The 20,733-nt window shown below is 62.5% G+C and carries 22 protein-coding genes and 1 tRNA gene; 10 read left to right on the top strand and 13 right to left on the bottom strand.

The genetic code is table 11. From position 1 onward, the window contains the following. Window positions 1–987, bottom strand: coding sequence for a cobaltochelatase subunit CobS (gene cobS / locus NKI16_RS04790; protein WP_352451201.1), 987 nt, complete (start codon window positions 985–987; stop codon window positions 1–3). Window positions 988–1,110: 123 nt separating this feature from the next. After that, the gene (locus NKI16_RS04785) at window positions 1,111–1,740 is read right to left on the bottom strand and encodes a J domain-containing protein (RefSeq protein WP_036238769.1); all 630 of its coding nucleotides are present in this window, start codon (window positions 1,738–1,740) and stop codon (window positions 1,111–1,113) included. 133 nt (window positions 1,741–1,873) lie between these two features. Between NKI16_RS04785 and NKI16_RS04780 the strand changes: the two genes are divergently transcribed. Next, window positions 1,874–2,176, top strand: a complete 303-nt coding sequence (locus tag NKI16_RS04780; protein ID WP_023677889.1) for a BolA family protein — start codon at window positions 1,874–1,876, stop codon at window positions 2,174–2,176. A gap of 3 nt (window positions 2,177–2,179) precedes the next feature. Here NKI16_RS04780 and NKI16_RS04775 read toward each other — a convergent pair whose 3' ends face one another. Genes NKI16_RS04775 through NKI16_RS04760 form a run of 4 tightly spaced genes read right to left on the bottom strand, consistent with a single transcriptional unit; the run spans window position 2,180 to window position 5,661 of the window. Next, window positions 2,180–2,986 (bottom strand): alpha/beta hydrolase, encoded by an 807-nt coding sequence (locus NKI16_RS04775; protein ID WP_023677888.1) that lies wholly within the window; start codon window positions 2,984–2,986, stop codon window positions 2,180–2,182. Between the two features lie 40 nt (window positions 2,987–3,026). Then, on the bottom strand, window positions 3,027–3,923 hold the full coding sequence (locus tag NKI16_RS04770; protein ID WP_023677887.1) for an HlyC/CorC family transporter: 897 nt from the start codon (window positions 3,921–3,923) through the stop codon (window positions 3,027–3,029). Next, window positions 3,920–5,062: a 3-dehydroquinate synthase gene (gene aroB, locus NKI16_RS04765; RefSeq protein WP_023677886.1), complete on the bottom strand. Its 1,143-nt coding sequence runs from the start codon at window positions 5,060–5,062 to the stop codon at window positions 3,920–3,922. Before aroB ends, NKI16_RS04770 begins: the two co-directional genes overlap by 4 nt. Beyond that, window positions 5,059–5,661 (bottom strand): shikimate kinase, encoded by a 603-nt coding sequence (locus tag NKI16_RS04760; RefSeq protein ID WP_352457618.1) that lies wholly within the window; start codon window positions 5,659–5,661, stop codon window positions 5,059–5,061. Before NKI16_RS04760 ends, aroB begins: the two co-directional genes overlap by 4 nt. A gap of 158 nt (window positions 5,662–5,819) precedes the next feature. Here NKI16_RS04760 and NKI16_RS04755 point away from each other — a divergent pair, with 158 nt between their 5' ends. The 5 genes from NKI16_RS04755 to NKI16_RS04735 all read left to right on the top strand — a co-directional run bounded on the left by NKI16_RS04755 (window position 5,820) and on the right by NKI16_RS04735 (window position 9,752). Further along, a complete protein-coding gene (locus NKI16_RS04755) occupies window positions 5,820–5,969 on the top strand; it encodes a hypothetical protein (RefSeq protein ID WP_023677884.1) in 150 nt (49 codons plus the stop codon). Then, window positions 5,966–6,883 carry a site-specific tyrosine recombinase XerD gene (locus NKI16_RS04750; RefSeq protein WP_023677883.1) on the top strand — a complete coding sequence of 306 codons (918 nt, stop codon included), beginning with the start codon at window positions 5,966–5,968 and terminating at the stop codon, window positions 6,881–6,883. Before NKI16_RS04755 ends, NKI16_RS04750 begins: the two co-directional genes overlap by 4 nt. A 99-nt stretch (window positions 6,884–6,982) precedes the next feature. Beyond that, window positions 6,983–7,933, top strand: coding sequence for an acetyl-CoA carboxylase carboxyltransferase subunit alpha (locus NKI16_RS04745; RefSeq protein WP_023677882.1), 951 nt, complete (start codon window positions 6,983–6,985; stop codon window positions 7,931–7,933). 212 nt (window positions 7,934–8,145) lie between these two features. Further along, a complete protein-coding gene (locus tag NKI16_RS04740) occupies window positions 8,146–9,471 on the top strand; it encodes a L,D-transpeptidase family protein (protein WP_023677881.1) in 1,326 nt (441 codons plus the stop codon). 5 nt (window positions 9,472–9,476) lie between these two features. Then, window positions 9,477–9,752 (top strand): sulfurtransferase TusA family protein, encoded by a 276-nt coding sequence (locus NKI16_RS04735; protein WP_023677880.1) that lies wholly within the window; start codon window positions 9,477–9,479, stop codon window positions 9,750–9,752. A gap of 193 nt (window positions 9,753–9,945) precedes the next feature. Here the strand turns inward: NKI16_RS04735 and NKI16_RS04730 are convergent, their stop codons facing one another. Continuing rightward, window positions 9,946–11,073 carry a CobW family GTP-binding protein gene (locus NKI16_RS04730; protein WP_023677879.1) on the bottom strand — a complete coding sequence of 376 codons (1,128 nt, stop codon included), beginning with the start codon at window positions 11,071–11,073 and terminating at the stop codon, window positions 9,946–9,948. 4 nt (window positions 11,074–11,077) lie between these two features. Then, a complete protein-coding gene (locus NKI16_RS04725; protein ID WP_352922488.1) occupies window positions 11,078–12,256 on the bottom strand; it encodes a D-alanyl-D-alanine carboxypeptidase family protein in 1,179 nt (392 codons plus the stop codon). Between the two features lie 270 nt (window positions 12,257–12,526). On the opposite strand from NKI16_RS04725, the gene NKI16_RS04720 reads away from it, so the two are divergent. Then, window positions 12,527–13,690, top strand: coding sequence for a M20 aminoacylase family protein (locus NKI16_RS04720; protein WP_352451192.1), 1,164 nt, complete (start codon window positions 12,527–12,529; stop codon window positions 13,688–13,690). 72 nt (window positions 13,691–13,762) lie between these two features. On the opposite strand, the gene NKI16_RS04715 is transcribed toward NKI16_RS04720, so the two are convergent. From NKI16_RS04715 to NKI16_RS04700, 4 genes are all read right to left on the bottom strand, one after another. Then, entirely contained in the window at window positions 13,763–13,906 is a 144-nt protein-coding gene (locus NKI16_RS04715) for a glycine zipper domain-containing protein (protein WP_198023575.1), read from the bottom strand. 41 nt (window positions 13,907–13,947) lie between these two features. Further along, window positions 13,948–14,238: a hypothetical protein gene (locus NKI16_RS04710; RefSeq protein ID WP_352451191.1), complete on the bottom strand. Its 291-nt coding sequence runs from the start codon at window positions 14,236–14,238 to the stop codon at window positions 13,948–13,950. Between the two features lie 135 nt (window positions 14,239–14,373). Then, a complete protein-coding gene (locus NKI16_RS04705; protein ID WP_352570595.1) occupies window positions 14,374–14,904 on the bottom strand; it encodes a hypothetical protein in 531 nt (176 codons plus the stop codon). 121 nt (window positions 14,905–15,025) lie between these two features. Then, window positions 15,026–15,352, bottom strand: a complete 327-nt coding sequence (locus NKI16_RS04700) for a DUF1330 domain-containing protein (RefSeq protein ID WP_023677873.1) — start codon at window positions 15,350–15,352, stop codon at window positions 15,026–15,028. A gap of 339 nt (window positions 15,353–15,691) precedes the next feature. On the opposite strand from NKI16_RS04700, the gene NKI16_RS04695 reads away from it, so the two are divergent. From NKI16_RS04695 to NKI16_RS04685, 3 genes are all read left to right on the top strand, one after another. Then, window positions 15,692–16,384 carry a winged helix-turn-helix transcriptional regulator gene (locus tag NKI16_RS04695; protein ID WP_023677872.1) on the top strand — a complete coding sequence of 231 codons (693 nt, stop codon included), beginning with the start codon at window positions 15,692–15,694 and terminating at the stop codon, window positions 16,382–16,384. A gap of 47 nt (window positions 16,385–16,431) precedes the next feature. Next, window positions 16,432–16,508 (top strand) — tRNA-Arg (locus tag NKI16_RS04690). 1,083 nt (window positions 16,509–17,591) lie between these two features. Beyond that, window positions 17,592–18,983, top strand: coding sequence for a UDP-N-acetylmuramoyl-tripeptide--D-alanyl-D-alanine ligase (locus tag NKI16_RS04685; protein ID WP_352570596.1), 1,392 nt, complete (start codon window positions 17,592–17,594; stop codon window positions 18,981–18,983). Window positions 18,984–19,356: 373 nt separating this feature from the next. Here the strand turns inward: NKI16_RS04685 and NKI16_RS04680 are convergent, their stop codons facing one another. Next, on the bottom strand, window positions 19,357–20,562 hold the full coding sequence (locus NKI16_RS04680) for a TadE/TadG family type IV pilus assembly protein (RefSeq protein WP_352574895.1): 1,206 nt from the start codon (window positions 20,560–20,562) through the stop codon (window positions 19,357–19,359). Between the last annotated feature and the right edge of the window lie 171 nt (window positions 20,563–20,733).

Genomic DNA, 20,733 nt, shown 5'->3' with positions numbered 1-20,733 from the left:
TTAGCCCAGCACCACATTGGCAGCCGATTCCGGCAGATCTTCGCCGAAGGCGCGCTGATAGAATTCGGCGACCAGCGAGCGTTCCAGCTCGTCGCATTTGTTGAGGAAGGTCAGCCGGAACGCCATGCCGATATTGCCGAAGATTTCGGCATTCTCGGCCCAGGTGATAACCGTGCGCGGGCTCATAACCGTCGACAAATCGCCGTTGATGAAGGCCGAGCGCGTCATGTCGGCGACGCGCACCATCTTGTTGACGATCTCCTTGCCCTTGCCATCGCGGTAGTGCTTGGCCTTGGCCAGCACGATGTTCACTTCATTGTCGTGCGGCAGGTAGTTCAGCGTGGTGACGATCGACCAGCGGTCCATCTGCGCCTGGTTGATCTGCTGGGTGCCGTGGTAGAGGCCGGTGGTGTCGCCCAGCCCAACCGTGTTGGCGGTCGAAAACAGCCGGAAGGCCGGGTGCGGGCGGATGACCCGGCTCTGGTCGAGCAGCGTCAGCCGGCCCGACGATTCCAGCACGCGCTGGATGACGAACATCACGTCCGGACGGCCGGCATCGTACTCGTCGAAGCACAGTGCGACATTGTGCTGGTAGGCCCAGGGCAGGATGCCGTCGCGGAATTCGGTGATCTGCAGCCCGTCCTTGACCACGATGGCGTCCTTGCCGACGAGGTCGATACGGCTGACATGGCTATCGAGATTGACACGCACGCAGGGCCAGTTGAGGCGGGCGGCGACCTGTTCGATATGCGTCGACTTGCCGGTGCCGTGGTAACCGGACACCATGACCCGGCGATTGTAGGCAAAGCCGGCGAGGATCGCCATGGTCGTGTTCTTGTCGAACAGGTAGTCCGGATCGATGTCGGGGACATGCTCGCTCGTCACCGCATAGGCCGGCACCACCATCTTGGAGTCGAAGCCGAATGTCTCCTTCACCGACACCGTGGTGTCGGGCAGGTTGGCGATGTCGCGATCGACCTTGTTCATCTCTATCAACGTCTCCACAAGCGAAACGCCGCGTTTCGCCGGCAATCGATTTTGTTCGGGGGCGGTCTTAGAGCCTTTTCCAACCTTATGAAAGTTGGAAAGCGACACGAACCGTATGGTCGCTCAGCACAAACCTGCCTGCTTGAGCACGCGATACGCCTGGAGCACATCGCGGAACCGGTCTTCCGAACCTCTGTCGCCGCCATTCGCATCCGGGTGGTGGCGTTTCACAAGTTCCTTATAGCGCGCCTTGATATCCTTGCCAGTTGCCTTTGTATCAAGGCCAAGCGTTTCCAGTGCCTTGGCCTCAAGCGGCTTGGCCTTGCGCTCGCGTGCTTCGCGCGGGTCTTTCGGGCCTTTGAACAGGTCGAACGGATCGCGCATGCGATTGTAGTAGCCGGCGCGACCGGAGCGCGCCTGGGCAAAGTCCGGCGAGGAGCGGGTCGAGGCGCCGTTGACGCCCATTTTCCAGGTCGGCCGATGGCCGGTCATGGCTTCCTTCTGGAAGCGGGCGATCTCGGTGTCGGGAACGCCCGAGAAATAATTGAAGCCTTTGTTGTACTCGCGCACATGGTCGAAGCAGAACTGGAAATACTCGCCTTCCTTCATCCGTCCGACCGGGGCACGGTGGGTACCGGCCTCCTTGCAGCCATCCCACTGGCAGATCGGCGAACGCGACTTCAGCTCCGCGTCCTTCTCCGGGCGGATGCGAATCTTCTCGAAATATTTTGGGTACGGCTTCATCTCACCCATTTATGGGCTGTTCGCTGATGCGAAACAAGAATTGACATTTTCGCGATGATCGCCCTAACCGCTGAATCGCGGCATAAAACCGGCGAATTGCGAATTTTGTGCGATGACATAGATGTGGTGAAGGGAAGCGGCGATGTCCATACAGGCAACGATGGAAGGTAAGCTGAAAAAGGCGTTTTCGCCGGAACGGCTGGACGTCATCAACGAAAGCCATCTCCATGCCGGGCATCATCATGTGGATTCCGGCCATCACGCCACCTTCGACGGCACTGGCGAGACGCATTTCCGCGTCCGCATCGTCGCCCCCGCCTTTGCCGGCATGAGCCGCGTCGAACGTCACCGCGCAGTCAACGATCTGCTGGCCGAGGAGTTGAAATCCGGCGTCCACGCCCTGGCAATCGAGCCGGTGGCGCCCGGTGAAAAGACCCGCTGGTAAATTTCAGCCGAGGCTCGCCCTCAGGAAGGCCATCACCGCTGCGGTCAATGCATCGCCTTCGGTGCCGAAGTCGCGATTGATCGACATGTGCGAATAGTCGCTGCCGTCGAACAGCGTGACCTTGGTTCCGGTGGCGCGCAGACGCTCGGCGAAGGCCTGCGCGTCCGCCGCGCGGGCTTTCGCGCGCGAATGGGCGATGAAGGTCGGCGGGTGCTTGCGGCCTTCCACATAGGTGACAGGCGACAGCGCGCGCCACTGCGCCGGATCGGGAAAGGCGCGGGCATAGACCCCTGCCATGCCGCCGCTTCTGGCCAGCGCCTCCAGATCGTAGGCCCTGGTGTCGTCGAGAACCAGCGCCGCGACGCCGGGCAGGCCGCCGCGCAGCCCGGTCAATGCGACGAGATGGCAGCCGGCCGAATGGCCCATGGCGACGATCCGGTCCGGATCGCCGCCATGCCTGGCGATGTTGGCGCGGACGTAACGATAGGCCAGTTCGACATCTGCCGCCTGGGTGGCGACGTCGGCTTCAGGCAGCATCCGGTAGTCGATCGAGACGAAGCCGAAGCCATTGTCGAGCAGGAAACCAGGCTTGGAATTGACATTGTTGCGGTTGCCGACCCGCCAGGCGCCGCCATGGACGAAGAAGACGACCGGCAGGCCGCTTGCGCCATCGCGGGAATAGATGTCGAGCTTGGCCGGCCCATAGTCGAAGGTTTCGGGCGACGGCGAACGCAGCCGCAATGCCGCCGCCTGTCCCGGCAGCAGCGCCGCCATCGACGCCAGAAGCAGGCTTCGCCGATCGATCGTCATCAACTCCTGACTGCCCACGGCTGCCACAAGGTGCGCACTGTCATTCTCCAAGCATCGCCGGCTTGATCCTCAGCCGCGCGATACGGTTCTTGTCGCGCTTCATGACGACGAAGCGCTTGCCGTGAAACGTAAAGGCCTGCTTTTCGTCCGGGATCGACTGCGCCTCGTGGATGACAAGGCCGGCGATGGTGGTGGCTTCCTCGTCCGGCAGGTTCCAGTCGAGCGCCCGGTTAAGGTCGCGGATCGGCACCGTGCCGTCGACGACGACGGAGCCGTCGGCCTCCTGCTTGACGCCCTGGATGTCGATGTCGTGCTCGTCGGCGATCTCGCCGACGATCTCCTCGATGATGTCTTCCAGCGTCACCAGCCCTTCGACCTCGCCATATTCGTCGACGACGATGGCGAAATGCGCCTTGCGGCGCAGGAAGGCATTGAGCTGCTCCTGAAGCGTCGTGGTGTCGGGCACGAACCACGGTTTCGACGCGATCTTCATCACGTCGATCCTGGAAAAATCGTTGCCGACCTCGTTCAGCGCGCGCAGCAGATCCTTCGCGTGCAGCACGCCGACAATGTTGTCGAGCGAACCCTTCCACAACGGCATGCGGGTGTGCGGGCTCTGCAGGATCTCGCGAACCACCGCTTCGGGCGGGTCGTCGGCGTTGACGGAGCGCATATTCGTGCGGTGGACCATGACGTCCGACACTTCGAGCTCCTCGAGGTCGAACAGGCCGCCGATGCGGGCGCGGTCCTCGCGCACCACCTGGCCGTCGCGGCGGAAATCGTCGACGGCGCCGCGCAGTTCCTCGCGCGCAGAGCGCTGCGGCTCGATGCGTTGCAGCTCGTAGCCGAAGGCGGCGAGCAGGCGCCGGCGCAAGACGAAGCCCAGCAGGCCGAGGCCGGCGAGCACGGCAGCCGCGATCCAGCCGGCCTGGCTCATCCCGGGCGGCTTTCCTGCCGACCCGGATGGTTCTCCCGGAGGAACGCCAGCACTTCCGAGGCCGGCACATCCCGGGCGATAAAGGCCTGGCCGATGCCGCGCGTCAGGATGAAGGTCAGCGCGCCGCGCGACACCTTCTTGTCCTGGGTGATGAAGGAGAACAGCGTCTCGGCATCGGGCAGTTCGCCGGGAATGTCGGCCATGCGCCAGGGCAGACCGACGGCGCGAAGATGCGCCTCGACACGCGCCGCGTCGTCGGGGCTCGCCAAATTGAGCCTTGACGAAAAGCGGTGCGCCAGCGCCATGCCGATGGCGACGCCCTCGCCATGCACGAGCCTTGCGCCGTCATAGCCGGTCGCCGCCTCCAGCGCATGACCTAAGGTGTGGCCGAGATTGAGCAACGCGCGGTCGCCGGTCTCGAACTCGTCGCGGGCAACGACGTCGGCCTTGGCACGACAGGCCTCGGCGATGGCCGCAGCCCGCTCCGGCCCGCCGGCAAACACTTGACGCCAGTTTTCTTCCAGCCAGGCGAAAAACTCGGGCCGGTCGATCAGCCCGTATTTGGCCAGTTCGGCATAGCCGGCGCGAAACTCGCGGATTGGCAGCGTGTCGAGCACTTCGGTGTCGGCCAGCACCAGCCTAGGCTGGTGGAATACCCCGACCAGGTTCTTGCCGCGCTTGCTGTTGATGCCGGTCTTGCCGCCGACGGAGGAATCGACCTGCGCCAGCAGCGAGGTCGGAACCTGCACGAAGTTCATGCCGCGCCGCGCGATGCCGGCGGCAAAGCCGGCGAGGTCGCCGACGACGCCGCCGCCGAGCGCGATGACGACGTCGCCGCGCTCCAGCTTGGCGGCCAGCACGCCGTCGACCACCTCTTCGAGATGCGCAAAGCTCTTGGTCTTTTCGCCTGGCGGCAACGTGATGACGGCATGTTGGATGCCACCGCTTGCCAGGCCGGCCGCAAGCGTCGCGAGATGCGCGGCCGCGACGTTTTCGTCGGTGACGACCGCCGCCCGCGTCCCCGGCAGACGGCGCGAAATCTCGGCGCCGGCGCGTGACAGCAGGCCGGGACCGATCAAAATATTGTAGGCACGCTCGCCAAGCCCGACTTCGACAGAGACCGTTGCATCAGCGCTCACGACCGCACCTCGTCAATATCGGCAACGCCGAGATGGCCGCGCAGCGCGTCCACCACTTCGGCGGCAATGATCTCCTTGCGGTCGTCGCGGGTCGGCACGACGACGTCGGCCGCGGCATAAACCGGGTAGCGTTCCGCCATCAGCCGTTCCAGCACGGCGCGTGGATCGGCGCTTTTCAGCAGCGGCCGGTTCTGTTTCTTGGAAACGCGCTCCATCAACAGGTCGATCTCGGCTTTCAGCCAAACCGACACGCCATGGCTGGCGATCGCCTCGCGCGTCTGCGCGTTCATGAAGGCGCCGCCGCCGGTCGACAGCACCTGCGGCCCGTGCTCCAGCACACGCAGGATGACGCGCTGCTCCAGTGCTCGGAACTCCGCCTCGCCATAGCGCTCGAACAGGTCCGGGACGCTCATGCGCGAAACAGTTTCGATCTCCTGGTCGCTGTCGATGAAGGGCAGTGCCAGCATCGCCGCCACCTTGCGGCCGATCGCCGTCTTGCCGGCGCCCATCAGCCCGACGAAGACGATGGAACGGCCGCCCAGCCGGCCGAGCAGCGCGGCATGGCTCTCGCCCGGAGGATTTGCTGGTAGCGCGTTCATGCTTCTAGGGCCTCTTTGGCGGCGTATCGACATCAAAAGCCTGTTTGCGTCAAGCGCGGCGCAACCGGGACTATGGGCTTCACCCTTGAATTGGCCGGATTGGCGTCTCATAAGGGCACAGGGTTGGAAATGCAGAATAAGACGACGGGCGAAAATTAATGCCAACACTGTTTCGCTTTGTCGTGACGCTCGCGATTCTGGCCGGCATTGTCTATGGCGCGATGTTCGCCCTGGTCATGTTCGTCGAGCCGAGGAAGGCGGAAATGAGCGTGCGTATCCCTCCGGAAAAGCTCAATCCCAAAAAATGAACAGCGCCGCCCGCATCGAAGCCTTCCTGGAGATGATGAGCGCCGAGCGCGGCGCGGCCGAAAACACGCTTTCCTCCTATCGCCGCGACCTCGAAGACGCTTCCGTCGGGATCGGCGGTGGGCTTGCCGCTGCCACCAGCGCCGACATCCGTACCTATCTCGACGACATCGCCGCGCGCGGCTTTGCCGCCACCTCGCAGGCGCGCAAATTGTCGGCGATCCGGCAGTTCTTCAAGTTCCTCTACGCCGAAGGCCTGCGGGGTGACGATCCGACCGGCACGCTGGACAGTCCGAGGAAAGGCCGGCCGCTGCCTAAGACGATGAGCGAGGCCGATACCGGCCGGCTGCTCGACCGCGCGGCGCAGGAGGCGGTGGACCCCTCCATGCATGACGGCGACAGGCTGGCGGCGCTGCGCCTGCACGCGCTGGTCGAGGTGCTCTACGCCACCGGCTTGCGCGTTTCGGAGCTGGTCGGCCTTCCCGTGACGGTGGCACAGCGCGACGACCGCTTCTTCATGGTGCGAGGCAAGGGCAACAAGGAGCGCATGGTGCCGCTGTCGGCCAAGGCGCGCACCGCGATGCGGACATGGCTTGCCGCACGGGGGGCGGTGCCGGCTCTTGCCGACAGCCCGTTCCTGTTTCCGGCTGCCTCCGACAGCGGCTATCTCTCGAGACAGGTCTTTGCCCGCGAGCTGAAAGAGCTTGGCGCTCGGGCCGGCATTGCCACGGCGAAGATATCGCCGCATGTGCTGCGCCATGCTTTCGCCAGCCATCTGCTGCAGAACGGCGCTGATCTCAGGGCCGTGCAGCAGTTGCTTGGCCATGCCGATATTTCAACGACGCAGATCTACACGCATGTGCTGGAGGAGCGGCTGGTGCGTCTGGTCAACGATCATCATCCGCTTGCCGACTAGGCGTCATGCCGCTATGTGAGAACGACGTTCCACCGCGCCCAGCCTGCATTTTCAGGCTTGCGTCAGTCATTGCCTTCCGACTTGCCGGTCCGCCCAAGAATGTACAATTACCTCGATTTCGAAAAGCCTGTGCAGGATCTCGAAGGCAAGATCCTTGAGCTGAAGAAGCTTGCCGAGAACGGCGAGGCGGTCGATGTCGGCGATGAGATCGCCCGTCTCGAGAAGCGCTCGCGCGATGCGCTGCGCGACGCCTACAAGGCGCTGACGCCGTGGCAGAAGGTGCAGGTGGCGCGCCATCCGGACAGGCCGCATTGCATCGACTACATCAAGGGCCTGCTTACCGATTTCACGCCGCTCGCCGGCGACCGCAATTTCGGCGAGGACCAGGCGATCGTCGGCGGCTTCGCCCGCTTCCGTGGCGAGCCGGTGGCGATCCTCGGCCAGGAAAAAGGTTCCGACACGGCAAGCCGGCTGAAGCATAATTTCGGCTCGGTCCGGCCGGAGGGCTACCGCAAGGCGGTGCGGCTGATGGAACTCGCCGACCGCTTCCAAATCCCGCTGCTGACGCTGGTCGACACTGCCGGCGCCTATCCCGGCGTCAACGCCGAAGAGCGCGGCCAGGCGGAAGCCATCGCCCGCTCGACCTCGGCCTGCCTTGGCCTGAAGGTGCCGTCGATCTCGGTGGTGATCGGCGAAGGCGGCTCCGGCGGCGCCATAGCGATCGCCACCGCCAACCGCGTCTACATGCTCGAACACGCCATCTATTCGGTGATCTCGCCGGAGGGCGCCGCCTCGATCCTGTGGCGCGACACCACGCGGTCCAAGGACGCGGCGACCAACATGAAGATCACGGCGCAGGACCTGCTGGAGCTGAAGATCATCGACGCCATCATTGCCGAGCCGCTCGGCGGTGCCCATCGCGCCCCCGAAACAGTGATCGCCGCAACCGGCGACCACATCGCCAGGACGATGAAGGAATTCTCCGGCGCCAACACCGATTTCCGCGAGCATCGCCGCGAGAAATACCTGGCGATGGGCCGCAATCTATAACATCCGGCAGGCACGCGGCCCGAAATGTGGCGGCGTGAACCAGTTTCGCCACAAAAATGCCGCTGCATTCGGCTCAGTGGGGTTGCCGTAAGGGGACGCGCCAGCATGATTGCGGTAAGGAATTTTCAAGGTTAACGGGCTTAGGGTCCGTCAGCGGTCAGTTTAGCAGCCGCGGCATCCGCGGCGCAGAGATGAAGACGATAGCCATATCCATGTTTGCCAAGCTTGCCCGCACCGGAGTTCTGATCGCTGCGATCGGCGTCGCCGGCTGCAATGATGCTTCGATGAAGGATTTTGCGCCGCAAGCCAACAAGCCGCTGCCGGACAAGATTCTGGCCGAGATGAAGGCCAAGGGCATGGTCCGCACCTCCTCGGTGATGGCCCGCATCTTCAAGGAAGAAGGCAAGCTCGAAATCTGGAAGGCCAAGACCAACGGCCGCTACGACCTGGTCGCCAGCTACGACATCTGCAAATGGTCGGGCAAGCTCGGGCCAAAATTCACCGAAGGCGACCGCCAGGCGCCGGAAGGCTTTTACACGGTCCGCCCGGCACAGATGAACCCGCGGTCGAATTACCACCTGTCCTTCAATATCGGCTACCCGAACGCCTATGACCGCGCCAATGGCCGCACCGGTTCCAACCTGATGGTCCATGGCGCCTGCTCGTCGTCTGGCTGCTATTCGATGACCGACGCGCAGATCGAGCAGATTTACGCTTTCGGCCGCGACGCCTTCCAGGGCGGCCAGACCGAGTTCCAGATCCAGGCTTTTCCGTTCCGCATGACCGCCGCCAACATGGCGCGCTATCGCAACGATCCGAACTACGAATTCTGGAAGATGCTGAAGGTCGGCTACGACAATTTCGAGGTTACCAAGGTGCCGCCGAAAGTCGACGTCTGCGAGAAGCGCTACGTCTTCAACCAGGTTGCGGCCGACGGCTCGACCTTTAATCCGACCGGCGCTTGCCCTGCGACCACCCAGCCCGATTCGCTGAAGAGCGCCATCAACGCCTATCAAAGCACCTATGAGGCGGCCTTCAACGGCGCCGTCAAGGCCAGCGTGCCGGCACCCAAGCCGACCATCGCCGGGATCAAGGAAGCCAGCATCGTTTCCGACTGGTCGAAACGGCGTGCGCGCGGCGAACGCGTGCCGATCGAGCCGCCCTCGCTCAACCCGGACGGCACCGTGGCCGAAACGGCGCGCATGGGCCGCATCGATTCGCCGGCCGGCCGCAAGATGGCGGCGCTCGATGCCGAAAAGGCCGCCAAGCAGAAGGCCGAGGAACAAAGGCTTGCCGCCATAGAAGCGGCCAAGGCCGCGAAAGAGGCAGCCAAGGCACAGGCCTTGGCCGAGAAGGAAGCTGCCAAAGCCCAGGCGCTCGCCGAAAAGGAAGCTGCCAAGACCGCCGCCGAGATGCCTGTCGCCACCGCCACCGCAGCGCCATCGGACGCCGCCCCGGCAGTCGAAACGCAGGCTGCGGACGCCGAAAGCACGGCGACAAGGTTGAAGAAAAAGCTGCTCGGCATGTTTGGCGGCTGAACTTCATGCTTGAGCAAGAAGATGGGGGCCAGGAACACGGGCCCTCAACTAGCCCCGCCGCCGTCTACGACCTCAAAGGCTTGAACTGCCCGTTGCCCGTGCTCAAGGCAAAAAAGCGCCTGGCCGCAATGCAGCCGGGCAGCCGGCTGTGGCTCGAAACCACCGATCCGCTCGCCGTCATCGACATTCCCGCCTTCTGCGCCGAGACCGGCCATCGGCTGATCGAGACGACGGCGATATCGGGCGGCCACCGCTTCCTGGTCGAGTGCGGGATCGGCTGAGTCTCGACTTAGCTCGTTCTGGCGAAAGCGGCTGAGCGGGATAATCTCCCCCTTGAGGGGGAGATGGCCGGCAGGCCAGAGGGGGTTGCCGCGCGTGAAGCGCCAACCTTTTCTCTCGTCCCACAGGGCGTCGCGCCAGCCGAGGCGACCCCCTCTGTCGCCTTCGGCGACATCTCCCCCTCAAGGGGGGAGATCACGATCCGGCAATAGCCAGCGGGTTGCTTTCCAGTGCTGCGCGATCCGGCGTGTCGATCGACGGCCGGTTGGTGAAGGCGGCGAACAGCCGCCGGACATAGTCTCCGGGCATGTCGAGCGTGATCAGCACCAGTCTGGTGCCGCGCTGGCTGTCCGGCCAGGCCGGCAGTTGCACCGGCGGATGCAGGATCTTCTGCACGCCATGGATAACCAGCGGCCGCGACGGGTCTTCTGCAAGCTCGATGACGCCTTTCATCCGCAAAAGGCGCTCGCCATGCGCCGAGCGCAACAGATCGAGGAACATCTCGATTGCCGAAAACGGCACCGGCCCGTCATGAACCAGCGAATACGAACGCACGCGGGAATCGTGCCTGTGGTCATGGTGATCATGGTCGGCATGGTCATGCCCGTCGTGATCATGCCCGCCGTGGTCATGCCCGCCGTGGTCATGGTCGTGGCCGGCTTCTTCGCCGAGCCAACGCTGCACATCGACGGATTTGGTGGCCGGATTGTAGAGGCCGCTATCGAACAGGGTCGCGGTGCTTGCCTCGCCGGCGTCGAGCACCACGGCGCCCGGGTTGAGCTGCCTGAGCCGCGCCCGCAACGCCTCGACATCGCCTGCATCCGTGGTCAGGTCGGCCTTGCTGAGCACGATGCGATCGGCGACGGCCACCTGCTTCACCGCCTCGACATGCGCATCGAGCGTCGCATTGCCGTTGACGGCATCGACCAGGGTGATGACGCCGTCGAGCCGGAAGGCCTGGACCAGGGCCGGGTGTGCCATGATCGACTGCAGTACGGGGGCGGGATCGGCGAGCCCGGTGGTTTCGACGATGACGCGGGCAAGCCGGTCGATGCGGCCGGTCTGCAGGCGGTCGACGAGGTCAGCCAGCGTGTCGACCAGCTCGCCGCGCACCGTGCAGCAGAGACAGCCGTCGGAGAGCTGGATGATGCCGTCGGAGGCCTGCTCGACCAGGAGATGGTCGATCGCCACCTCGCCGAACTCGTTGATGATGACGGCGGTGTCGGCGAGCGCCGGATCCCGGAGCAGCCGATTGAGCAGCGTCGTCTTGCCGGCACCGAGAAAGCCGGTGAGCACCGAAACGGGGATCGGGAAACCGGCCATGCGGCTAGTTCAGCGCCTTGGCCGGCTGCTGGACCTGCGCGGCGGTGGCGGATCCGGCCACAACTGGCTCGGCGCCGGCCGGCGGCGCCCGGTCCGGCCGCCATGTCGGCAGCGGCACGTCGGCATATTCCTGCCCGGAGGCGTCGAGCATCGCCTTCGGCTTCGGTCCCGTGGCGCCGCCGAGGCCGACGGCGATCAGCGTCGGTACATGGTCGAGCTTTTCCTGATAGGGCGATTTCGGCACGTCCTTGCCCTTGTCGCCGACGGCGGGTGCGGTTTCCGACTGCTCCTCGACCGGCTTCTTCTTGCAGATTTCGTCATTCATGTCGTTGGCCGACATGGTGTCGCCATAGGCGGGCAGCGCCGCTACCGTCAGCCAGCTCGGCGCCGGCGTTGCAAAGCCCTGGTCGAGCAATTTTGCCGCCGCCTCGGCGCGGGTAATGGCCGATTGCTCGCCGAGCACTACGGCGACCAGGGTGCGGCCGTTGCGGGTCGCCGAGCCGATCATGTTGAAGCCGGACGAGCAGACGAAACCCGTCTTCATGCCGTCGGCACCCGGATAGCGGCCGATCAGCAGGTTGTAGTTGGAGATCGCCTTCTTGCCGACGGCAAGGCCTTCGATCGAGAACCAGGGGGCATATTGCGGAAATTCCTTGCGAATCGCCATCACCAGCAAAGCGAGATCGCGCGCTGTCGTATACTGGTCCGGCGAATAGAGCCCGTTCGGATTGACGAAATGGGACCCGCTCATGCCGAGCCTCTGCGCTTCGGCGTTCATGCGTTCGGCGAAAGCCGCTTGCGAACCGCCGATATTCTCGCCGACCGCCATGGCGATATCGTTGGCCGATTTGACCAGCATCATCTTCAGCGCATTGTCCAACCGCATCACCGAGCCCGGGTTGAAGCCCATTTTGCTCGGCGGCTCGCCGGCAGAATGTTCCGTTACCTTGATCGGCGAATCGAGCTGGACCTCGCCCGCGGCAATCGCCCGAAACGCCACATAGGCGGTCATCAGCTTGGTCAGCGAAGCCGGGTACCAGCGCCTGAACGCCTCCTGGTGCTGCAGGATCTTGCCGCTGTTCAGGTCGAACAGGATTGTCGGATTGGCCAAGGCAGGCCCGGCCAGCGCCGCAAGCACCACCGTGCCCGCCACCAACAGTTTGAGGAAATGCCTGTAGCGCATCATGAAAACCGAAATAGCCTCTTGCCGCAGTCCCACCTGGCTCCGTAAGATTTCGTTACACGATCGCCAGGATAATGGTCCGGCCCTCTGTTCCCGGACCACAGTCGCGGTGCTATTTACTCTATGTGACGTCAACATGGCAAAGTGCTGCCGATCACAATGTGGAAGCAGCAGCACAATGCAAAGCAGCGTGCATGGTTGCAAGGCAGCAGGCACAATTGCAAAGCAGCAGGCCAAGACCGCCTGCTCCAACAGCGAAATGGAACCATCATGCCGATCCTGAACCGAGCCGCCGAAATGCAGGACGAGGTGGCCGGCTGGCGCCGCCATTTGCACCAGACGCCGGAGCTGAATTTCGACGTCTTCAAGACCGCCGCTTTCGTCACCGAGAAGCTGAAGGCTTTCGGCTGCGACGATATCGTGACGGGTTTGGGCAAGACCGGCGTCGTCGGCATCATCCGCGGCCGCCACGGCGAAGGCTCGACCATCGGCCTGCGCGCCGACATGGATGCCCTGCCGCTCAACGAGATCACCGGCAAATCCTATGCTTCGACCGTCCCCGGCAAGATGCACGCCTGCGGTCATGACGGCCACACCGCGATGCTGTTGGGTGCCGCCAAATACCTCGCCGAAACGCGCAATTTCGCCGGCTCCGTCGCGGTCATCTTCCAGCCGGCCGAAGAGGGCGGCGGCGGCGGCAACGAGATGGTCAAGGACGGTATGATGGAGCGCTTCGGTATCTCCAAGGTGTTCGGCATGCACAACATGCCGGGCCTGCCGGTCGGTCAGTTCGCCATCAGGCCGGGTCCAATCATGGCGGCGACCGCCGAATTCACCATCACCGTCAAGGGCCGGGGCGGCCACGCGGCGATGCCGCACGGCACCATCGACCCGATCGTCATCACCAGCCAGCTTGTCGGCGCATTGCAGACGATCGCCTCGCGCAGCACCGATCCGGTCGAGGCGGTGGTCGTCTCGGTGACGAAATTCCACGCCGGCGACGCCTATAACGTCATTCCCGAGACGGCCGAGATCGCCGGCACCGTACGCACGCTGAAGAAGGAGGTCGCCAAGAAGGCCGAAGAGCGCATCCGCGCGCTTTGCCAAGGCCTGGGCGCTGCCTTCGGCGCGACAATCGAGGTTGATTACAATGCCAATTACCCCGTCACCTTCAACCATCCGGAAGAGACGGTCTTTGCCAGCGACATCGCGGCCGACGTCGCCGGCGACAGCCATGTGCACCGCGCGATCCAGCCGGTGATGGGCGGCGAGGATTTCTCCTACATGCTTGAAGCGCGGCCGGGCGCCTTCATCTTCATCGGCAATGGCGATACCGCCGGCCTGCACAACCCAGCCTACGACTTCAACGACGAGGTCATCCCGCACGGCATGAGCTATTGGGTGAAGCTGGCGGAAACGGCGCTGGCGGCGTAGCCGTTCGGCATCGGCGGTGCGGCAACCGCCGCACCTCTGGGCGGCAAAACCGGGCAGGACATGCTCTGCTGGTCACTTCCGGCCGGACGACTTCCGGGCAAGGCCGAAGGCAATGCCCAGAGCAATACCTATACCGATGCCCGCAACAATGTTGTCCAACACGACGCCGATAGCCACGCCGATCACGACGCCGAGTGTGAGGTGTTTGGCATCCATTATGCCCGGTCATGTAGCGTGGAAGGGAAGAGCCGCAACCGCTACGGTCCGCTCTTCGGATCCTCGACCTCCAGCGCCTCCATGACCGGCGCCAGCTCATTGTCGTCGGCAGCCTGCGGCTCTTCGCCTGTCCTCGCCTTCGTCAGGGCTGCCTCGATCGCCTCCTGGATATTGCCGAGCTCGTCTTCGCGAACCTCGTGGCCATAGCCGGCAGCGTCGGCATCCTGTTCGAATTGCTGCGCCAGGACGGCGACGCTCACCTCGCTCTCGGCCGGCAGATTGCCGACATTCTCCTGCAGCCAGGTTTCAAAGAACTCTTTGGTCGCGCTCATGCGGTCTCTCCTTCGGGACACTAAAGCGCGCCGGCATCCCGAAAGTTCCGCTATCTGAGCCGTCTTTGCGCCCGTTGCCGGCTGCCCCGCAATTCAGCGCGGCCAGGCGGCGTTGGCGCCGCCTGGCTCGGCTGCTTACTGGCTGGCAGCAGTCGTCGGTTCACACGACACGTTCGGGTTCATATCGGCGAACGCGCCGGTCGGGTTGCCCTTCCAGGCCCAGACATGCAGCTCGTAGAACGGACCGAGGCCATAGCGATTGGGCGCACTGTTGAAGTTGAACAGATGTCCGTCGAGCGAGGCCGGGCCTTTCGAGGTGATGTATTCGACCGCGATCAGTTTTAGCGTGCCGTCGGCCATCGGCTCGTACATGACGGCTTCAGGCTTGGCGACATCGACCGCGTCGTCCTTGAGGTAGCCCGGATTGACGTAATGGATGCCCATTGCGCCGCCGGTGATGCCGCTGGCGCAAGGAATGGGCGCATAGCCCTCAGCGGTCGCCGCCGCCACATTCTCGAAGCGGCTGTTGGCCGCGCGTACCTTGTCGGCCAGCGGATTGGGACCGGACGCGGGCGCTGCCTGATGCGCCTGCGCCAGCGCAGTGCAGGCCGACAGCAGCGCCGCGGCAGCGAGAACTCTATTGCGAAAGTTGATTGTCATAGTCATTCCATTCTTCTTGAAAAGCACAGCCCGGCCGGCCGCCGGAAGTAAGGAGGTCCGGCAGGTGGGCGCTGTGGCTGTTGTTGCTGGGAGATCCCTATCCCGATGCGACGAATGCAGGGGAAGATCATCCCTTCGGCAGATACGGGATGGTTCCGGCCAGATCGGAGTTGTCGATCAGCTGGAAACGGCTGTCGCTGCCGCCCTGACGGGCCGAAACGAACGGCGCGTAGGCAGGATCGTCGGTGAAGGCGCGCGCCGCGGCCTCGGTCGGGAACGCCATCAAGGCAATCAGCGTCGTGTCGAGCGGCTTGCCTTCGAGCGTCTTCACATTGCCGCTGCGCGACAGATATCTGCCGCCGTGCTTGTGAACGAGGTCGTGGACTGACGCGGCATAGGCCGGCATCCACTTCGGGTCCCTCACCTTGATGTCTGCGATAACGTAAGCGGTCATGGGTCATGTCTCCTGGTCGTGCACAGGGGTATCCCGTGCAGCGGCCAAGGGCTCGCACGGCAAGGCCGGCGCCAGCCAGTCCGCGATCTGTACTGGTGTGGCGAATCCGAAATTCGCATTCGCTTTGGAGCAACGCAGCGAGCGAATTTCGGATTCAAAAGCCACACCAGCAAATGCTTGGATTTCCAGTGTGGTTTTGGATTTGAAGTTCCTAACGCTGATGCCACCCAGAAAGCAGGAACTTCAAATCCACCACACTGGGCCGGTACAGTTTCTGTACTCGCCGCGCCGCCGGGAAAGGCCTATGGTCCCGGCTGAGTTTGAGGGGAAGGCAACGTCGTGACCCAGTCCGGATACAAACAGTTCTGCCCGTTATCGATGGCCGCGGAGGTGCTGTGCACCCGCTGGACCATGGTTCTGCTTCGCGAATTGGTGGCAGGCTCGACCCGTTTCAACGATCTGCGCCGCGGCGTCCCCAAAATGTCGCCGACCCTTCTGTCGCAACGCCTCAAGGAGCTCGAGCTGGCCGGGATCGTCGAGCGCAAGGAGGTGCGCGGCGAGAAAGGCATCTTCGAATACCGGATGACCGAGGCAGGCAGGGATCTGCGTTCCGTTGTCGAGGCGATGGGCTTTTGGGGGCAGAAATGGGTCGAGTCGCGGCTGTCGCTGAAGAACCTCGATCCGTCGCTGCTGATGTGGGACATGCGGCGCAATCTCAACGCGTCGCCGCTGCCCGACGGCCGCACGGTGATACAATTTCTATATCAGGAGCTCCCCGCCTCGAAACGGTCATGGTGGCTGATCGTCGAGAAGCACGGCGAGGTCGACCTCTGCTGGTACGACCCGGGCTTCGATGTCGATCTCTACGTCTCGACCGACCTGCACACCATGACCGAAATCTGGATGGGGCTGATCACCGTCGAGAAGGCAGGGACGAAAGTCATCTTGACGGGAGACCAGGATATCGCCCGTAAAATGCAGACCTGGCTGGGCCTGAGCCCGTTCGCGGTCGAACCCAAGCGAGCGGCCTAGCTGCCTCTTGGCGAAACGTCCCGAAGCGGTTATGTGTCGGGCGCGATGGTCCCGTAGCTCAGTAGGATAGAGCGGCAGATTCCTAATCTGTAGGTCACAGGTTCGATTCCTGTCGGGATCACCACGTTTTTCAAGCACTTAGCGCGAAATCGCCGCACTTTTTTTGCAGGATTTTTGCGAAATAAGTACGGCGAATTTCGCAGACCTTCAGACTTTGGGCACACATATTCCAGGGCGAAGCGGCCCAAAACCGCTGCGAAGCGCGGCGCTACGATGCCTAAATCGAGGTAGGTAATCGTTGTTCCCAATCAACTTGCCCGTTTTTCGACGCACCGAGACGACGGACGACAGCCGCTACCGACCGTCAGCGTCGACGTCTCCTTGGCGGCGCCGAAAGGTCTCGCTACTTCGTCGTTCAATCGAGACCGCGGCGAGTAAGAATGCGAACATCGGCATCATCGATCACGAGGTCGAACTCGACTCGTGTGTCCATCCGTCCCCTTAGGGCGGATTGTCCACCAAAGTCCGCATCATAGGGGGAATGGACGCGCCCGGTCTGGCGGCTAGAGGAACGGAACGCTATCATTTTATTGTATTAGTAATGACGCATGAAATGGCCTACAATTGACTCTACCCGGCAGCGCCACTGGCAGCCGGTAGGCCCGGCGGCCCGCTGGAACCCCCGATCGGCTGTCGGCCCGTCCCCATGAAAGTTACGTGCGGTGGCGACCAACGTGAGACGAGATCGAACCAACAACCCCGCAACCGGCATCAAGGGCAAGCGCCACGGGCCGCCGGCCAACGACGAAGCAGGATATTTCGAGTTCTGCCCCGTTTGTGGCCAGACGTTCGACAAGCGAAACCTTGGCGAGGTGCTGCATCACTGTCTCCCCGACCATGAGCCGTTGAACTCGATGAATAGGTGACTAGCGTTCGAACAGATGGTTTCGCTCATCCAAGATCGTGATCGGTCCCAACCAGACGATCTCAAAAGTGATTGCGGATGTGGTCGTTAAAGTAGTGGGCTTGGCGAAGGCCGCTTTGAACCCGGCAAAGGTCTCAGGTGGTACCCGGAACCATTGCACATTGAGCGGAATTGGCTGAAAGTGATCGAACCACAGGACAGGGATGTCGGACGGCCACCTATTCAAGGTGGCCGGGGCGCGGGTTAACGTGATTCGGGTCGATCGGCAGGACAGGGGGAGAAATGCACCCTTGGACGAAGGCTGAGCTTGCGGAGATCACCGGAGGCATATGGGAAGGCGAGTTGCCGGAAGCCTGGACGACCGACTGCATAGCCTTCTGCGACGCACTGATCGGCCCCGGCGCGCTCGTCATCCCGCGCGTTGGCACCTACCGTTACGGAGTACACCCCAGGAAGATCAGGCGCTTCAGGCGACAGGGGCTCGCGCTCCTCGCGGACCGAGAGTACCGGCCCAACTTCGAAGGCTTGCCGTTGCTCCGGGTGGCTTCGGTCCGCGTCGCCATGAAGTATCTCGCCGAGCGAGCGCGGTCTGCTTACGGCGGACGCCTGATCGCGGTTGGCGGCAGCGTCGGCAAGACGAGCACCACGGCGATGATCAACGTCATTCTCACCGCAGCTGGTTATCCACCTTTTCCGGGCGAAAACTTCAATACCGTCTCCGGCGTGCTCGGCCTGATCGCCAACCTTCCCCCTGATGGCATCCACGCTGTCGAGGTGTCGATTGGCTTTTTTCGGCGGCTCCTTGAGGTATCTGCGCTCAAGCCGCATGTCGCTCTTATCACGACGATCGGCGACGCCCATCTCGAAGAGTACGGCTCGCGTGAGGCCATCGCCAAGTTGAAAGCCCGCCTGTACGATGTCGCTGAGGGCGGCACTGCGATCATGCCTCGGGATTCCGAGCATTTCGAATATCTCCGAGCCCGCGCGCTGTCGTTCGGGGCGAAGGTCGTGTCCTTCGGTGGACATGCTAAGGCCGACTACCGGCTCGTGGACTATTCGCACGAAGATCAACTGGTGCGTGCGGTCCTGAAGGGCCGGGATTTCGCCTACAAGCTAGGTAATCCAGGGCGGCACATGGCAGTCAACAGCCTCAGCGCGCTGGCGGCTGTCGATTCGCTCGGCCTTGATCTGGGAGCTGCGACCAATGCGCTCGGGGAGGTGCAGGCCATCCACGGACGTGGCGAAGTCATACGCATCGCCCTCGCGTCCGGCGAGATCCATGTCGTCGATGAGGCCTACAACGCGAATCCGACATCGGTGGCCGCCGTGCTGGCGGCACTCGCTGAGGGGAAGCGCGCAAGTGGGGGCCGAAAGCTTGCCCTTCTTGGCGACATGCGGGAACTCGGGCCACGATCGGCCGAATTTCACGCCGGTCTGGCGGAACCCGTTCTCGCGGCCGATCTGGATATGGTGATCACGGTTGGGACGCAGATGACATATCTCCGTCGTGCCCTGCCGGAGTACCTCCTCGGCCCACACTTCGCGACAGCAGACGATGTGTTGCCCGAGCTCGCCACTATCCTGCGCGCGAAGGACCGCCTTCTTGTGAAAGCTTCGAATGCCATGGGTCTGCATGAAGTTGTAACTCGCTTGCGCCGGCAATTTGGACGCTAGTCCGCCGCGATATAGCATCGGTGTTTGAGGAGTGCCCGAAACGTTGAGATTCGTCGAATTTCGCTGTTTTTTTGGACCAAAGCAGAAAAATTGACCGGAGATCAGCTCCGCCCATGACTGGTTCCACTACCAAACAGTCTCAGGCACTTGGCGGAAAATTGTGCTTCGCCGCCTGATTCGATCTGTGCTGCCTCCGGGTGACCAGGGTAGCGCCGGCTGGACGCCGCCAACCGAAGAGCTGCGCACAGTCATGCCCGCTCGGTCATTTCGGCCATGCATATAACGGCAGCCGCCGGGAATGGTTGGTTGGTCCGAGCCCAATGCAGCAACAACAAAGATTAGCCCTGTGCCGAGCACTGACATCAGTATTGCTTCAGCGAAGGAGCACTATTCCTAAGTCTCCAAGGCCTTTCGGCGGAGTCGCACCATACCAGTCCAGGGCCACACTCGAGTTGCCACTATAGAAAAATTGCCACGCAACAATCCAACCTGAGTTGGCAGTCGACTTCAGGTCTGTTGTCCCTCTCATCCGAAAACGATGATGGGGCAGGTAGATAGCCCCTTCAATTAAGTAGTTTTTGTTTCCGGACAATGAGACCGTGGGCACAGAGGGCGTAACTGTGCGTGACCCGAAGATAGCGATGCCAGCGTAAATGCCACTCGTGGGAGCCGAAATCCTTACGCCACCTTTGCCTGCTGACTGAATAATGCTTGACTCGGAGTCAACGAATATCGTGACTTCGTCGCCCGAGAGATTCACATGGCTGCCGATGCTCACTGTTGCGTTCTGAAAATAGTGAACTCCGGGAGAAAGAACGACATTTCCATCGAGGTCAATGTTTCCACAGAACACCCGGCCGGCCGGAATGGTAACATCGGTCAGCATCTGATCACTGTAGTCGCAGCCGTTCGGTGGAACGGGCTGCGGTAGATCGACAAGGGGGTCTGCAAGTTCGGGTTGGTTGGTTTTCGGGATGATGGTGTAACCGCCGCCTTGGTAATTGCCCACTATAGAGATTTTTCTGGCGACAATCTTTCCGGTTCCAACGTGCCTCAGTGCCCTTGGACTGGAGGAATTCACTTGGATACCGCAGTTTGGCACCGAAAGCCCCCCGGAACCCATTACCGTCAGCGCTCCATTTGAGGCAGGATCGAGGACATAGAAGCAATAATCCGGCGCGGCTTTTCGGGCCGTTGCCGCCGCGTGAAGGTTAATGCTCCGAATTCCAGCAAGACTCATGAAAGCGGTTGGCATTCCAGCTGAGATTTCAACCGCCGCCTCTCGCGTCCCAGCAGAAGGAGTGGTGATGCTCACCCCAACGACAGCGCCGGTCACGAAGGAGCCATTGGCCAGCGCCCAATTCTTCGCGGCCTGGACGGCTGCTTCGTTTCCTCCGTCGCTCTCGACAGCAACAAGAGCCGCCGAATCGGCTATCTCCTGCAGCTTGGATCTCCAGGAAGCGGCGTTGGTAAAGTCAATGCTAAGGCCGAGGGCCAAGCCCAGTGGCACCACCATTAAGGCCATCGCGACGGCAAAGTTCCCCCGTTTTTCGGGCGGCAGATCTTTCAGTCTCCGCATCCAGAAGCCCTCTCTTAAGAGCAACTTAGACCGAAGATGGTTTAGAATTTACTAAATTAGAACAACAAAACGCAGCGGCAATTCACGCTCGGCAAAAAGGCGATGCAAGCTGTCTCGCTGCTCATTGAGCTGAGTGAAACGCGGCAGACCTTGAAGTCAGCGATGTGCTAA

The organism is Mesorhizobium sp. M0698 (genome assembly GCF_040320455.1).
GTDB lineage: Bacteria > Pseudomonadota > Alphaproteobacteria > Rhizobiales > Rhizobiaceae > Mesorhizobium.
This window is presented reverse-complemented; position numbering and strand designations above follow the sequence as displayed.